A 12686-nucleotide genomic window follows, 5' to 3' on the forward strand; every position below is an offset into this window, starting at 1 on the left:
GACACATAGTTAAAGTGCCAATGAAAGTACCGAGGGGGAAGAGTCGAAACCGAATAGTTCTTCCCCTTTGGTACTCAATACCAATACCAAAACCAAAGGGGTAATGTCTAAATGATTAATGTACTCAATATCCAACCTAACCAACCGAAAGCTTTGATTTACGAATATATCTTCCTTGTGTATGGAGTAGGTAAGGCTGGTAAGTCCAGTTTGTTCTACAAACTAGCACAAACTGATTACATCGGCGGTCTGGATAAAGCACTACTGATTGGCTTCGAGAAGGGTTTCAAAGCATTGCATGGTATTCATGCTGTTGCCATTCCTAACGAAGACCCAGACGATAAGCGTGATACTTGGGTTCAATTCCAAGACCTTGTATCACAGTTGGTAGAACATCGAAAAGTGGTATCATACCGAATGTTGGCGTTCGATACACTTGATTATATGTACAAGTACGCTACTGAATATATCATCAAGCGTGAACGTATAGCTCGTAAGGATGCTAAAATCAAGCAAATCAACGACATTCCTTGGGGACAAGGACATGCAATGGTCGAAGAAGAGGTTGATAAGCAAATCAAACGTCTTGTCAATGCTGGCTATGGAATCTTCATGATTACTCACGATAAGGAAAAGAAGATCGAGACAAAGAGTGGTCAGTCCTATGATAAGACAACTGTAACACTTCCAGAACGAGCAAAGAATTTGTTCGTAAATATGTCAGACTTCATCCTGTACATCAGCATCGATAAAGAAGTTGTGAGCGGAAATGTTAAAGAAACTCGCCACATCTACTTCCGCTCTGATGGCGATATTGAAGCAGGAAGTCGCTTTGAGAACGTGCCTAACCGAATCGAATATGATGTTGATCTCTTCTTGGAGACGTTTGAGCAAGCAGTACTTTCGTCCTATAATAACGATGCTAAAGCCGTTAAGAAGGCAAAGGTCGAACAGGAAAAGCAACTCGAAGAACGTGTTGAAGAATACGTGAACGAAGAAGTAGAAGGTGCGGAAAAGACTCCTGAACAGTACATGGAAGAGATTTCTGCTATGATCGCTAAGATGGACGAAGGACAGCAAGCTGACTTGAAAAAGCAGTTTAAGGAAGCTAACGGTTCTATCAACTACAAAAAATACACAGAGCTTGAACAACTTGAACGGGCATTTAACATCGCCCAAAAAATAATTGCATAGATGCCAAAGAAAGTACTACGGAGAGCTTCGGCTCTCCAACGGTACAATAATAAAATTTGGAGGAAAGAACATGAAGGTTAGTGGTGTAGCACTAGGTCAATGGAATCGAATTTGTAAAAAAAGGAAGGTATTAGACGGACTGTTTACAAGATAAATCGTGCCATTGTAATGGGTAATGTGGCACATGTATATGAGACTAAAGACTACATTATTCGCTACCATGATATGAATATCTTAGTAAGCAATAAGAGCCTTGTTCTTACAGTATGGCGTGATAGAGAAACTGATCCATTTACAATCCAAGAAGAGTTAAAGGCTGAATATGATGCTACAACTACGCATAAAGAAAACAACAAGAAGGCAAATGCAAAACATGTGTCTATTATGAAAAACATCAAACAATTGGTTAAGGAGAAGTGATTAATATGTTGAAGAAAATTGTAGGTAAATTCCGCAAACCACATATTGTAATCCTGTCTAATGAAGAGAAGGTTAAAGAACTTAGCGAGAAGGCAATGGGTCTGTTCGATCACATGAAGAAGGCACATGACGAATTGCATACAATCAACCTTGAACTTGATATGATTGTTCGTTCGGAACAACGTAAAATCGACGAAGAGAATGAGCGTCATCAGCGCGAAATCAAGAATCGTACTGAGAACATAGTTCATGCAACCAATGAAATTAACATGAACAACAAGGTTAAAGAAAAGCTTGCAGACTTTATTCGATAAATACAAGGAAGCCCCTGTTGCATATGCAGAAGATGTCTTGGGTTTAAAACTATACGATTATCAGAAGGAAATTCTACGAATGTTTTCCTTTGGTAAGAGAGTTGCATACTTTCAAGGTGGACGATGTAGTGGAAAGTTTCTGTTGCAAAATGTAATCAATTCATACCAAAAAAACATACAAGGGAGCAATTATAATGACAATAACCTACACAACAATGGATAGCAATAACGATAACTACCCACATTTCTCTGATGCAATCAAAGAACGCTTTGCATCATTCAGCAATAAACCGCTATTCACAACTGATGTTGAAGGACTGTCCGATATTTTCCTTGATAACCTTCCAGAACATGCGCGCCAACATTACAATTGCCGCTGTTGCCGCCACTTCTTAAACCGCTTTGGTAGTCTGGTACATATCGGTGAAAATGGTGAAATCGTTTCTGTACTGTGGGACGAGAAAGAAACGCCAAAGTTGTTCGCTAAGTCTGTTAAGGAAATGAAGAAAGCAATACTTAAAGCGCGTGTAACTGGAATGTTCATTTCGAGTGATCGAGTTCTTGGTACACCATCATCTGGCGGTTGGAGTCATATGTCTGTAGAGCTTCCAAGAGCGCGTGTATTCAACAGTCGCTTGAAGACTGCTGGACAGGAAATGGCTGAGAAGAAAGAAGAGTTCCGCATTCTTATCGCTGGACTGCTGGCATATCCTGTAGAAGCTGTTGATACAGCATTGGCATTGCTTCAATCTGAGTCCCTGTATCGCGGTGACCGCTATGTAGGAATTGCACAATGGGTTAAGGATTTGCATGAGAAGCGTGAGGGAGCTAAGAACAGTCGAGTTCGTGATAACATCACATGGTTAGCTGTAGCAACTGCTCCAAATGGCTTCTGCCATATTAAATCTAGCATGATTGGTACATTGCTTGATGATATCGTTTCTGGTTATGACACTGATTCGATTGTTCGACGCTTTGCGGATAAAATGAATCCAGCTACATTCCAACGTTCGCAAACTGCTCCTACTGCTGGTAACATCCAGCAAGCAGAGAAGATTGTTGAGAAGCTTGGTATCGCAAACTCATTGCAACGCCGTTATGCTACTCTTGAAGAGATTCCACAATTTATTTGGAAGGGCAAAGAGGTTATTAAGAATACAGCCGCTAAAATGGGTGGTGTATTCGGAAACATTAAACCGCGTTCAGTTGCCAAAGAAAGTATATTAGGTAGCAATGTTGAACTGCCACAGACTGTAATGACTTTCGATAAGTTCCAGCGCACAGTAATGCCAACAGCGGATAGCATAGAAGTAATGGTTGACAACCCAAATCGTTTGATGGCATTGGTCACAGCCGCAGATAAATATGCACCAAACATCCTGCAATGGGATAACACATTCTCTTGGTACTACCATGGTGGTATCGACGGAGAAATCAAGCGGCGCGTTGAGAGTGCTGGTGGTAAGTATGAGAACAATGAGATTCGTTGCTCATTGATTTGGGAGAACTACACAGACCTTGATCTTCATGCGATAACTCCAATGGGCAGACACATTCACTTTGCTAATAAAGTTGCAAGTTGTGGCGGTAATCTCGATATCGATATGAACGCAGGAGGACGTAATTCAATGACTCCTGTAGAGAATATCCGTTGGAGCAATGGGAAAGCGCGTGAAGGACGCTATCAGTTCTTTGTACACAACTTCGCTGAACGTGGTAATGGCATTACACCATTCAAGGTAGAACTTGAAGTGAACGGAAAGATTTTCACATTCAGTGGTTCGTTGAGTAATAAACAAAAGGTTGTAGCATTCGATTTCCACTACATCAAAGGTCAAACGCCGACGATCACTGGCACAAGCTACACTTCTGCTGATGCATGGAGTATTCCAGTGAATGGCTTTACGAAGGTAAAAGGAATCACTGAATCTCCTAACCTGTGGGGCGACAATAAGGCTACAAATGCAGGACATCACATCTTCTTCCTTCTGGAAGGATGCAAAGACACATCAGAAGGTAAGGGTCGTGGGTTCTTCACAGAAACACTGCAACCTGAATTGCGCGAAGTGCGCAAGACGCTTGAAGCTTATACTGCTAATACGCCAATTGAAGGCGCGGAAGAAGCATCTGCTTGCGGTGTAGGTTACAGCAAAGATAGTGAGTGGAATTTGATTGTGAAAGTTACGACAGGCAACTCCACTCGCCTAATCAAGATTGATCGTTGGGACTAATAATGATTTTCTGTGTGGTCATAGATTAGCAAATAGTCTATGACCACAACAAAATAATGGGAGTGATAGCGATGTTTAAAGCAGGAGACAAAGTAAAACGAACTAATGGTGATACGTTCTCTAACGGCAAGATGACAGTTACAGTTGAACGCGTCGAAGGATGTAGAGTATGGCTGAAAGAAACATGTTCTTGGCTTAACGAAGATCAAATAGTATTAGTTTGTGCATCGGCATCGGATGAAATCCAACAAGCAATCGATTTGTTGGAAAGTAAGCTAGAAAAAATATTGGCAGAAGAACAGAAGATGAGAGATGTAATCAAATCTTTGAAGGCTATCATTTAATCGTAAATCGTGTAGTTAATAATAAAGTCCATCAAACATAAAGGGAGCTAACAAACATGAGCGGTTACATGAATGAAGTGATTCAAGAAGAAATGGAAAAGTGGTTTGCTGGTTACTCGCCAAAAAGGGTGAGTAACCATCTCAACAGAGTAAATATCGGCACAACTTCGTCTCTAAGATCATATAGAAGTTTCCTTGGATTCAAGTATGCAAAAGAGTTTGATGTTGTTGATGTTGAAATACCCTTCACAGAAAGTCTTTTATTTACACGAAGCTCTTTTGGTCGCGTTGTAGCTAAATATGATATTGAATGCGCGATTGATGAAACCAAGAAAGTAGTGTACTGGAAGGCATACCGAACGGAGGAATAGATGGTATGGCTGAGACTCTGCTGAAATTAATTGAGAAGTATGAGAAACGAATTAAATGGATCGATGAATGCATCGTAAATAATAATATTTCAAGCTATACAAAGGATTGTTATGAGGAAATGATTAGTGATTTGCAGTTCCTACTAAACAATAATCAGTGAAGGTTGGATTGATATGAGAAATAGATTCGAGTTATTGCAGGAAGTTGTTCAAGCTGTTGATAACGGTAGTCCGAATACAGTTGATAATGTATTGGATTTACTGCAAGAGCAGGGAATTGTTAAGAACATGCACGTAGGCAAGCAAAAGGAAGTTGCAGGATTCTTCGATAACGAAGTTCATGCGGCTGAATGGTACTTAGGCGGTTTCTACGCAATCATCGAAGAAAATGCTTGGTTCGCAATGAATAGCTTGATAAATCAGTCATACTCGTATCTCAAACGGATTCGTAAGGAAAAGCCTGAATTATTTGCAGTTAATACCTGAGTTTTTCATTTATAGTGGAGGATTGGGCTAAATGTATAGAGTAGATTATGAAGTAATTCGCAGAAATTATAATGAGCTTTATAGTACAAAATGGCTTTCAGAAGAAGAAGCAAGAGCAAGAGTTGAGTATATACGCAATATGAGATTTACCAGAGTCGTGAAAGTTGTAAAATCTGTTGATGAATTAGTAGATGTGACTCATGAGTTTGTTGACATTAAGGCTCAATAAAATAAATCTTCTATCGAGAATGGGGAAAAGACGAATGAATGAAGAAAATAACTGCTTATCTTTGCCTTGTTACAGCGTATCCAGTGATTCATTAGATATTTATCATCATGGTGGAGAATTACTCTTGGTTGAGATTACACACCACGGAGTTTTGGAAGCAAACGTTAATATCACTACAGAAAATGCAATTAAACTCAGGGATTTTCTTATCGAGAAATTGGGCTAAGACTGAATAAAATGAATGTTCCATTTAGAGTGAAGGGCAGTGTTGTGACTTGGAGATGGCGTTTGGTTTACTGCTAGGCTCAGTTGTGAGTTCTGCATATTGGATATGGAGAGCAAGAGTTTATATGAAGAAGCGTTGGGGCGACGATATATTCACGAAGGAGATGTAACTAATGGCGCGAGTAAGGAAACCTAGCCGAGTGGCAAAGGAAATTATGGAGAAGGCGCAAGAACTTAATGACTTATTCAGGAAACTACCTAAAACAGACATGAACGAGATTATCATTATCAATGTTAATCAGGCGATTGACGCTCTGATTAAAGAAAACTAGGAGGGCTTATGGAAAAGTACACTCTGAGCAAGACAGGAAAAAGAAATATCTTTATCGTGACAATCGTAGCTGATTCGAATGATGCAGATTATGTTACAACGGAAGATATATTCAGTAAAGCTGAGTTTGATGAATATGTTGCCGATGCTCTGATTGACTTGCTGGCGAATTACAGTGGAAGGCATCAACTTTCCGATTACCCCAACGAAGAAGACTTGTCAATTCCACGCAATGGTTGGGATGGATATTGCCACTCGCTGAAAAAGATGACTATCAAGCACATTGATGTGAATGGTGAACATTGGGATGTTTCTCTGAACGTTCCAGATGATGAAGAAAGTACGGAGGAATGATAGGATGAAGTATTTGGTTGGCAAGGTGACACAAGGAGAGTTCGTTGTAAAAGGTAATAAGTATCCAATAATCGGTGAATCTGATGAATGCTATCGAATCATTGATGAATCTGATACAGAACATCTCTTCACGAAGGATGAAGACGATGAAGGAAAATCGTTTGCCGATTGGTTCGATATTTTTGACGACACATTGACAATGAACAAGTTTGAACAAGCAATCCATACAGCAGACTTCAACAACTACCGATTCTTTGGAATCCTTGTTGAAATGGAAGGTTTTCCGAAACCAGAAGTAATCATTAATGAGCAGGAAAACTTCCAAGATAAGTTGGAGTACTACTTGCAAACATATGACGAAAATCTGCATCATAAGTTTGCGAAAGTTAAGATTATTGGCTATGCATTTGCAAATGACTTCGACACACTTCAAGCGGATTTGATTGACTAAGGGAGGAAGAAACTTGAAGAAGTATCTTATCTGGAACATTTTATGGGACTTGATGTTCTTGTTTATCAGTCTTGACATTATTAGATGGTCACATGATCTCGAAAACCCATATGAGTATTTCGCACTTACTATCGGCATCTTGGGTCTTATCGTTGAAGTTACTGATATCATCATTTGCATCAAAGAAATAAAAAAGAGAAATCAAAGGGAAAAAGCAAAAAAGGAGAGTGCTGAGTAATGGAAGCTCTAATATTATTGTGGGCGGTTGGCAACTTGTTCTTACAGGGATTTGTATTCATGAAGGTGTGGAACTGGTTCCCTGTTGAATTGTTTGGCGCACCGACAATTGGTTTAGCTGGTTCGATGGGGTTGTTACTTGTAGCTATTTTCTTCCGAAACATCAATATCGGCAAGAAAGAAGAAACTACAGAAGATCGATTGAAGGGTGTAATCTTCTGCACATTCCTATTCGCTTTTGTTTTGTTGATGGGCTTCATTTTACAAGCATTCATTTAATAAACATACAATGTTGCTAAAGAAAGTAGAGTGATAAATTGAGAGAATCAAAACTTAATGAGGTAAGTCAAAGACTTAACCAAGAGAAGAAAAATCTCATTGCTGATTTACCAGCGCACTTGCAGGATGATTTCGCCAAAGAAGGATTCATTTCTGGTGGTTGTATTTATAGCCTGTACAACGGAAAAGAGCCGAAAGATTACGATTTCTTTGTTCGCACTCAATCACTGGCTGATAGACTTCGAGAGTTTTATATGAGTCTTGTTGTCCAAGATACTTCTGATGACAAACATAAGAAAGAGAAAAACATCTTCATCGTTCACTACAAAGGACAGCGTGTTGTTATCACAAAGAATGCGATCTCCATTGGCAAAAAATATCAGATCATCACCAAGTTCTTTGGTGCTCCAAAGGAAGTTGTGACAGAGTTCGACTTCAAACACAACATGTTTTACCACCAAAACGACAGAATCAACACTCTAAGCGATTGGGAGTACTTAGACAGTAATTCACTAGCTTATAACGAGCAAAGGGCTAGAGACATATCTGGAACGATCATACGAGTCCATAAGTTCTGTGAGCGTGGAATGACAATTACAAACGCAGAAATGAGCAAGATGTTGCGGAAACTTCGTGATATTGGCTTTACAGCAAGAGAGAACGAAATCATTGAGAACGTTGGTTCTTACTAATCATTCATCATAAATTACAAGGGAGATGTTTGTATATGAGTAAATTCACAGTTGGTCAAGTAGTTAAGGTTCGTGAAGGTCTTGAAGGCGATAATTGTTATGGCGATCTTTACTTCCACCCATTAATGAGAGAGTATTGTGGTAAAGAAGTCACGATTAAGGCTGTTAACGATATTGGTCGATACTACGTAAATGAAAATTCTTGGACATTCACTGATGAAATGCTCGAAGAAGTGATTCCACCTGTTCCGTCACAGGTTATCGAAATCGACCAGACTGCAAAGCTTGAAATCTATGTCGAAAAGGTAATCGTCAATGATCCTGCAACCATTATGTTCTATAAAACAGCTATTCATGACTATATTACTGGTACATTTTCACATTGGAGCGAAACAAAGAAAGTCGTTGCAAAGGTCAACAAATCTGTTGGCGACACATTCGATGTGGAGACAGGCGTTAACGTAGCAATGTTGAAGGCGTATCGCAAGGAGATCGATAAGTTGTTGCGTAAAGCCTAATCACATAAGTCACAAATATAAATGGGGTATAGTCTGATGACTGTACCCTGAGTTATGTAATCTCAACTAGGGGCGTGTCATATGATTAAATATACAGTAGAAGAAAGCGGAAATAACTCGACAGTATACTTGAACGACGATGAGTATGGTATTAAGGTTATTGTAGCTATGGTTTTTGACAAAGCACATGCAAGAATTATCGCAAGAAAGCTTAACGAATACTATCAATCCAGAACGTTAGAGGTAGATACAGACCCGTTCCTAGAGAAAGGGTTGGCAAAAGTAATTCCTGACTGATGCCAAAGAAAGTATTGACTTTAATAAGGTTAGCGTCTATAATAATAAATAGATGTTAGCCTTTTATTATTTTATAAAAGAGTTTAAAACACAAACATTAGGAGATGATTATTATTCGCCAACTAGTTCTGTTAAGGGGAGCCATGGGTGCTGGCAAATCTACATGGGTAAAGGAAAATAATCTGCAACAATATGTACTGAGTGCAGATGAAATTCGTCTGTTGTTCCAAACACCTGTAATGACTGAAACAGGGAAAACAGCTATTAGTGCAAAGAATGATGGCAGAGTGTGGAAGCTGTTGATGGAACTTCTGGAAGAACGAATGAAGCGCGGTGAGTTCACAATCATTGACGCTACACACTCCAAGCAAGAAATGATTTCACAATACAAGAATCTAGCTCAACGCTATCGCTATCGTGTTCATGTGCTGGACTTCTCTGACGTTCCTCTGGATACTTTGTTAGAGCAAAATAAAATGCGCGATGAACATAAGCATGTGCCAGAACATGTAATCATGAATGCTCATGAGCGTATGAAAACTGAGCATGTTCCCAAATGGGTTAATCTTGTTAAGACTGATGAGTATCACGATATAATGCGTTTTACAAGCTCAGATTATGACCACTACAAGCGCATTCATCACATTGGAGATGTGCAAGGTTGTTTTGATGCTTTGATGGATTACTTCGATCAGGTTGGCGGTCATACATTCCATGACTTCGGTAATGGTTTGTATCCTGTTCTGAATGACGATGAACTATATATCTTCGTTGGTGATATGCTTGACAGAGGTATTCAGAATGCAGAAGTATTGAAGTTCTTCTTACATATCAGTGAGCGAAAGAACGTTGCTATCATCGAAGGTAATCATGAGATTCACTTATGGAATTGGGCAAATGATGAAGAGGTTCGTGCGAAGGAATTTATTAATTTCACACAACCGCAACTCGAAGAAGGTCTTGGCAAGGAAGAAATTATAGAGTTGAAGAAAGAAGTTCGTCAGCTTTATCGGCGGCTTCGCCAACTTGTATATTACACATATAACGGTAAAGAAGTGATCGTTACTCATGGCGGTCTGTCAAAGATGCCAGAAAACCTGATGTATATTTCGACACACCAATTCATTAATGGTGTTGGTGACTACGAGGTTGATATTGACAATCATTGGGATGAGAATCTTGAAGTTGTTGTAGAGGATTATGATCTTGTGTTCTACGATAAGGACTACCATTTTGATAAAGTACCACTGATGCTAAAGAAAGTACCATTATATCAAATCCATGGACACCGCAATATCTTCCGTCTACCAGTACAGGCAGGGGAATGCAGTTTCAACCTCGAAGGTCAGGTTGAATTTGGCGGTCATCTTCGTGCTGTCACATTGACTAATGAAGGGTTTGAGACACATGAGGTGAAGAATCATATCTTTAAGATTCGCAAGGGTAATGCACCTAAGACAGTTGATGAGGATATTAGCATGGAGCAATTCATCGAATATTTGTCCAATCATAATGAAATCGAAGAGAAGGATTTGGGTGGAAATATCTACTCTTATAACTTCACGCGAAAAGCATTCAACGACAAGATTTGGGATGATATCAACATCAAAGCGCGAGGTCTGTTCATTAATAAGAACACGAAAGAAATCGTATCGCGTTCATATAATAAGTTCTTTAATGTGAACGAACGTTCATTTACGAAGTTGAATGCACTTGCCGACAATCTTGTTTTCCCTGTTCAAGTCTACGACAAACCGAATGGGTATCTTGGCACAGTAGGATATGATTCTGAGTCCGATTCTCTGGTATTTACATCAAAATCAACGAATAAGGGCGACCATGCTGGATGGCTGAAAGACCTATTCATTAAGCAAGTTGGATATTTTGGAGTGGAATCTATTAAGCAGGACTTAAAGGACATGAATGTCAATCTTGTGTTCGAGGTCGTCAAAGTGAAGGAAGACCCTCACATTATCGAATACGAAGAAGACAGACTTGTACTGCTTGACTTAGTAAATCGCACTGTCCAGTACAGCAAACTTCCATACAGTGATGTTGTGAGATTTGCAAGCCATTATGGATTAGAGTACAAGAAGCTGATGCACACATTTGAGAACTGGACTGAGTTCTACTTCTGGTATCGTGATGTTACTGCTGATTTTTCTATCAAAGACGAAGGTTTTGTAATTGAGGATTCTGTAGGCTTCATGACTAAAATCAAGTTGCCTTACTATAGCTTCTGGAAGCAATTTCGAAGCATTAAAGACAAGTTTGCTAAACGCCGCGAACACACTGTAAAGGGTGGGAGTCTATACACTCCATTGCACAATAAAGTGTTTAAGTGGATGAAGGGACAAGATGGCAATTGGCTGAAAGATACTGATATCATTACTGTCCGCAAGGCATTTGAAAAAGATAACACCGATGCCTAAGAAAGTACATAACATCAAGCTGTGAAGAATAGCCTTCCTAAACATGAATGCGTGATACGAGAAGATCGTAGTCACAGCAATCATTAAAGGGAGATGTTCAAATGATTTTTTGTCTGATTGGTCAGTCTGCAAGTGGAAAGTCAACTGTAGAGAGGAACTTAGGATACATCGGATTTGGTTATCCAAGAATTATCTCGTACACCACTCGTCCAATGCGCGAAAAGGAGAAACAAGGGGTTGATTATCACTTTATTGATTACCCTCGTTTTAAGACATTGGACGAGCAAGGATTCTTCGCAGAACGAGCGCAGTATCGTGATTGGCACTATGGATTGTCTCTGAATGAAATCGACTACACGAACAAGGATTACATCGTCGTCGTGACGATTGATGGATACAACGAACTTGTTCATGTAGCAGGGCAGGAGAATGTAATTGGCATTCACATCAAAGTAGAAGAACGAGAACGCATCATTCGTCAGTTGGAGCGCGGAGACGATGTTGATGAGGTAATCAGACGTATTCATACAGACAGAGTTGATTTTGCAGGAGTAGAAGATATTTGTCAGTACACTGTCATCAATGAAAATCTCATGGATACGATTGAAGCTGTTTGCCAAATCATGAAACGTAAATAAGGCAAGGAGGTCTGTTCGTGGCTGAACGATATGTCAAGTGTCAGTACTGTGGACAGACAGTTCCCTTTAAAGAAAGAGATACCTTGGCTCATGAGGTCAAGGTATCTAGTAAAGGGAAGTCTGTAAATCAATACTGGCATCACGAATGTTATCCAAAAGAATTAGAGAAACGTGAGTTCTTATTGAACGAGCAAAAGCAGAAAGATGAAATGTTCGAGACTGTTAAAAAGATATATAAAATCAACTTCTCACCATCGAAGAGTTGGTGGGAGATGATTGCTGATTTACGAGAAGGAACGAACAGATACCAGAAATTCTGGAAGAAGAGGTATAAGCAGGGCGTGCCATTCAACGTTATCAGAGAAGCATTCATTCTGAGTGTTGCAGACATTGAATGGGCAAGAATGGCAAAGAACTTTAAGTCTTTGGAACAGGAAATGCGTTATGGATTGATGATTATGCAAGGCAAGGTGAATGATGCTTTCCGTAAGATGAAAACGCGAGAGCAACAATCGAAGATGAACGAAGCAATGGAGGTTGTCCACATAGAAGACATGAAGGACAACAGGGAAGTGTCATTCAAGAAGACACAACAAGAGAATAGGGACTACAGCTATCTTCTTGGAGATGACTAAGGGGTTGG

The 12686-nt window shown here is 39.6% G+C and carries 21 protein-coding genes; all 21 read left to right on the forward strand.

Going from position 1 to position 12686, the window contains the following annotated elements:
• Positions 1-111: 111 nt before the first annotated feature.
• Positions 112-1194 (forward strand): ATP-binding protein, encoded by a 1083-nt coding sequence (locus PAV_RS31175; RefSeq protein ID WP_005552517.1) that lies wholly within the window; start codon positions 112-114, stop codon positions 1192-1194.
• A gap of 168 nt (positions 1195-1362) precedes the next feature.
• Complete coding sequence (locus tag PAV_RS31180) at positions 1363-1614, forward strand: hypothetical protein (RefSeq protein ID WP_005552518.1); 252 nt, start codon at positions 1363-1365, stop codon at positions 1612-1614.
• A gap of 5 nt (positions 1615-1619) precedes the next feature.
• Positions 1620-1928, forward strand: coding sequence for a hypothetical protein (locus PAV_RS31185; RefSeq protein ID WP_005552519.1), 309 nt, complete (start codon positions 1620-1622; stop codon positions 1926-1928).
• A 194-nt stretch (positions 1929-2122) separates the two neighbouring features.
• The gene (locus PAV_RS31190; protein ID WP_005552522.1) at positions 2123-4159 is read left to right on the forward strand and encodes a YfaP family protein; all 2037 of its coding nucleotides are present in this window, start codon (positions 2123-2125) and stop codon (positions 4157-4159) included.
• A gap of 71 nt (positions 4160-4230) precedes the next feature.
• Entirely contained in the window at positions 4231-4503 is a 273-nt protein-coding gene (locus tag PAV_RS31195) for a hypothetical protein (protein WP_005552524.1), read from the forward strand.
• A 56-nt stretch (positions 4504-4559) separates the two neighbouring features.
• Entirely contained in the window at positions 4560-4874 is a 315-nt protein-coding gene (locus PAV_RS31200; RefSeq protein ID WP_005552526.1) for a hypothetical protein, read from the forward strand.
• A 5-nt stretch (positions 4875-4879) separates the two neighbouring features.
• The gene (locus tag PAV_RS35135; protein WP_005552528.1) at positions 4880-5035 is read left to right on the forward strand and encodes a hypothetical protein; all 156 of its coding nucleotides are present in this window, start codon (positions 4880-4882) and stop codon (positions 5033-5035) included.
• Between the two features lie 13 nt (positions 5036-5048).
• Positions 5049-5360 carry a helix-turn-helix domain-containing protein gene (locus tag PAV_RS31205; protein ID WP_005552529.1) on the forward strand — a complete coding sequence of 104 codons (312 nt, stop codon included), beginning with the start codon at positions 5049-5051 and terminating at the stop codon, positions 5358-5360.
• A 31-nt stretch (positions 5361-5391) separates the two neighbouring features.
• Positions 5392-5589, forward strand: a complete 198-nt coding sequence (locus PAV_RS31210) for a hypothetical protein (RefSeq protein WP_005552531.1) — start codon at positions 5392-5394, stop codon at positions 5587-5589.
• 34 nt (positions 5590-5623) lie between these two features.
• Entirely contained in the window at positions 5624-5815 is a 192-nt protein-coding gene (locus PAV_RS31215; protein ID WP_005552532.1) for a hypothetical protein, read from the forward strand.
• A 172-nt stretch (positions 5816-5987) separates the two neighbouring features.
• The gene (locus tag PAV_RS35140) at positions 5988-6146 is read left to right on the forward strand and encodes a hypothetical protein (protein ID WP_005552534.1); all 159 of its coding nucleotides are present in this window, start codon (positions 5988-5990) and stop codon (positions 6144-6146) included.
• A gap of 8 nt (positions 6147-6154) precedes the next feature.
• The gene (locus PAV_RS31220) at positions 6155-6499 is read left to right on the forward strand and encodes a hypothetical protein (RefSeq protein WP_005552536.1); all 345 of its coding nucleotides are present in this window, start codon (positions 6155-6157) and stop codon (positions 6497-6499) included.
• A 4-nt stretch (positions 6500-6503) separates the two neighbouring features.
• Entirely contained in the window at positions 6504-6950 is a 447-nt protein-coding gene (locus PAV_RS34105) for a hypothetical protein (protein WP_005552539.1), read from the forward strand.
• A gap of 13 nt (positions 6951-6963) precedes the next feature.
• Complete coding sequence (locus PAV_RS31230; RefSeq protein ID WP_005552540.1) at positions 6964-7188, forward strand: hypothetical protein; 225 nt, start codon at positions 6964-6966, stop codon at positions 7186-7188.
• Positions 7188-7466, forward strand: a complete 279-nt coding sequence (locus PAV_RS31235) for a hypothetical protein (protein ID WP_005552541.1) — start codon at positions 7188-7190, stop codon at positions 7464-7466. Before PAV_RS31230 ends, PAV_RS31235 begins: the two co-directional genes overlap by 1 nt.
• A 38-nt stretch (positions 7467-7504) precedes the next feature.
• Entirely contained in the window at positions 7505-8158 is a 654-nt protein-coding gene (locus PAV_RS31240; RefSeq protein ID WP_005552542.1) for a Gabija anti-defense Gad2 family protein, read from the forward strand.
• A 35-nt stretch (positions 8159-8193) separates the two neighbouring features.
• Entirely contained in the window at positions 8194-8676 is a 483-nt protein-coding gene (locus PAV_RS31245; protein ID WP_005552543.1) for a hypothetical protein, read from the forward strand.
• An 81-nt stretch (positions 8677-8757) separates the two neighbouring features.
• The gene (locus PAV_RS31250) at positions 8758-8973 is read left to right on the forward strand and encodes a hypothetical protein (protein WP_005552544.1); all 216 of its coding nucleotides are present in this window, start codon (positions 8758-8760) and stop codon (positions 8971-8973) included.
• Between the two features lie 104 nt (positions 8974-9077).
• Positions 9078-11405, forward strand: coding sequence for an RNA ligase (locus PAV_RS31255; RefSeq protein WP_005552545.1), 2328 nt, complete (start codon positions 9078-9080; stop codon positions 11403-11405).
• Positions 11406-11506: 101 nt separating this feature from the next.
• Complete coding sequence (locus tag PAV_RS31260; protein WP_005552547.1) at positions 11507-12043, forward strand: guanylate kinase; 537 nt, start codon at positions 11507-11509, stop codon at positions 12041-12043.
• Positions 12044-12060: 17 nt separating this feature from the next.
• A complete protein-coding gene (locus tag PAV_RS31265; RefSeq protein WP_005552548.1) occupies positions 12061-12678 on the forward strand; it encodes a hypothetical protein in 618 nt (205 codons plus the stop codon).
• The last annotated feature ends 8 nt before the right edge of the window (positions 12679-12686 follow it).

It is taken from the genome of Paenibacillus alvei DSM 29 (assembly GCF_000293805.1).
Taxonomy (GTDB): Bacteria; Bacillota; Bacilli; order Paenibacillales; family Paenibacillaceae; genus Paenibacillus_B; species Paenibacillus_B alvei.

What these genes read in the sequence shown, in the direction of transcription:
- PAV_RS31175 (WP_005552517.1), top strand. Translation starts at nt 112, where the DNA reads ATGATTAATGTACTCAATATCCAACCTAACCAACCGAAAGCTTTGATT.
- PAV_RS31180 (WP_005552518.1), top strand. Translation starts at nt 1,363, where the DNA reads ATGGGTAATGTGGCACATGTATATGAGACTAAAGACTACATTATTCGC.
- PAV_RS31185 (WP_005552519.1), top strand. Translation starts at nt 1,620, where the DNA reads ATGTTGAAGAAAATTGTAGGTAAATTCCGCAAACCACATATTGTAATC.
- PAV_RS31190 (WP_005552522.1), top strand. Translation starts at nt 2,123, where the DNA reads ATGACAATAACCTACACAACAATGGATAGCAATAACGATAACTACCCA.
- PAV_RS31195 (WP_005552524.1), top strand. Translation starts at nt 4,231, where the DNA reads ATGTTTAAAGCAGGAGACAAAGTAAAACGAACTAATGGTGATACGTTC.
- PAV_RS31200 (WP_005552526.1), top strand. Translation starts at nt 4,560, where the DNA reads ATGAGCGGTTACATGAATGAAGTGATTCAAGAAGAAATGGAAAAGTGG.
- PAV_RS35135 (WP_005552528.1), top strand. Translation starts at nt 4,880, where the DNA reads ATGGCTGAGACTCTGCTGAAATTAATTGAGAAGTATGAGAAACGAATT.
- PAV_RS31205 (WP_005552529.1), top strand. Translation starts at nt 5,049, where the DNA reads ATGAGAAATAGATTCGAGTTATTGCAGGAAGTTGTTCAAGCTGTTGAT.
- PAV_RS31210 (WP_005552531.1), top strand. Translation starts at nt 5,392, where the DNA reads ATGTATAGAGTAGATTATGAAGTAATTCGCAGAAATTATAATGAGCTT.
- PAV_RS31215 (WP_005552532.1), top strand. Translation starts at nt 5,624, where the DNA reads ATGAATGAAGAAAATAACTGCTTATCTTTGCCTTGTTACAGCGTATCC.
- PAV_RS35140 (WP_005552534.1), top strand. Translation starts at nt 5,988, where the DNA reads ATGGCGCGAGTAAGGAAACCTAGCCGAGTGGCAAAGGAAATTATGGAG.
- PAV_RS31220 (WP_005552536.1), top strand. Translation starts at nt 6,155, where the DNA reads ATGGAAAAGTACACTCTGAGCAAGACAGGAAAAAGAAATATCTTTATC.
- PAV_RS34105 (WP_005552539.1), top strand. Translation starts at nt 6,504, where the DNA reads ATGAAGTATTTGGTTGGCAAGGTGACACAAGGAGAGTTCGTTGTAAAA.
- PAV_RS31235 (WP_005552541.1), top strand. Translation starts at nt 7,188, where the DNA reads ATGGAAGCTCTAATATTATTGTGGGCGGTTGGCAACTTGTTCTTACAG.
- PAV_RS31245 (WP_005552543.1), top strand. Translation starts at nt 8,194, where the DNA reads ATGAGTAAATTCACAGTTGGTCAAGTAGTTAAGGTTCGTGAAGGTCTT.
- PAV_RS31250 (WP_005552544.1), top strand. Translation starts at nt 8,758, where the DNA reads ATGATTAAATATACAGTAGAAGAAAGCGGAAATAACTCGACAGTATAC.
- PAV_RS31255 (WP_005552545.1), top strand. Translation starts at nt 9,078, where the DNA reads ATGATTATTATTCGCCAACTAGTTCTGTTAAGGGGAGCCATGGGTGCT.
- PAV_RS31260 (WP_005552547.1), top strand. Translation starts at nt 11,507, where the DNA reads ATGATTTTTTGTCTGATTGGTCAGTCTGCAAGTGGAAAGTCAACTGTA.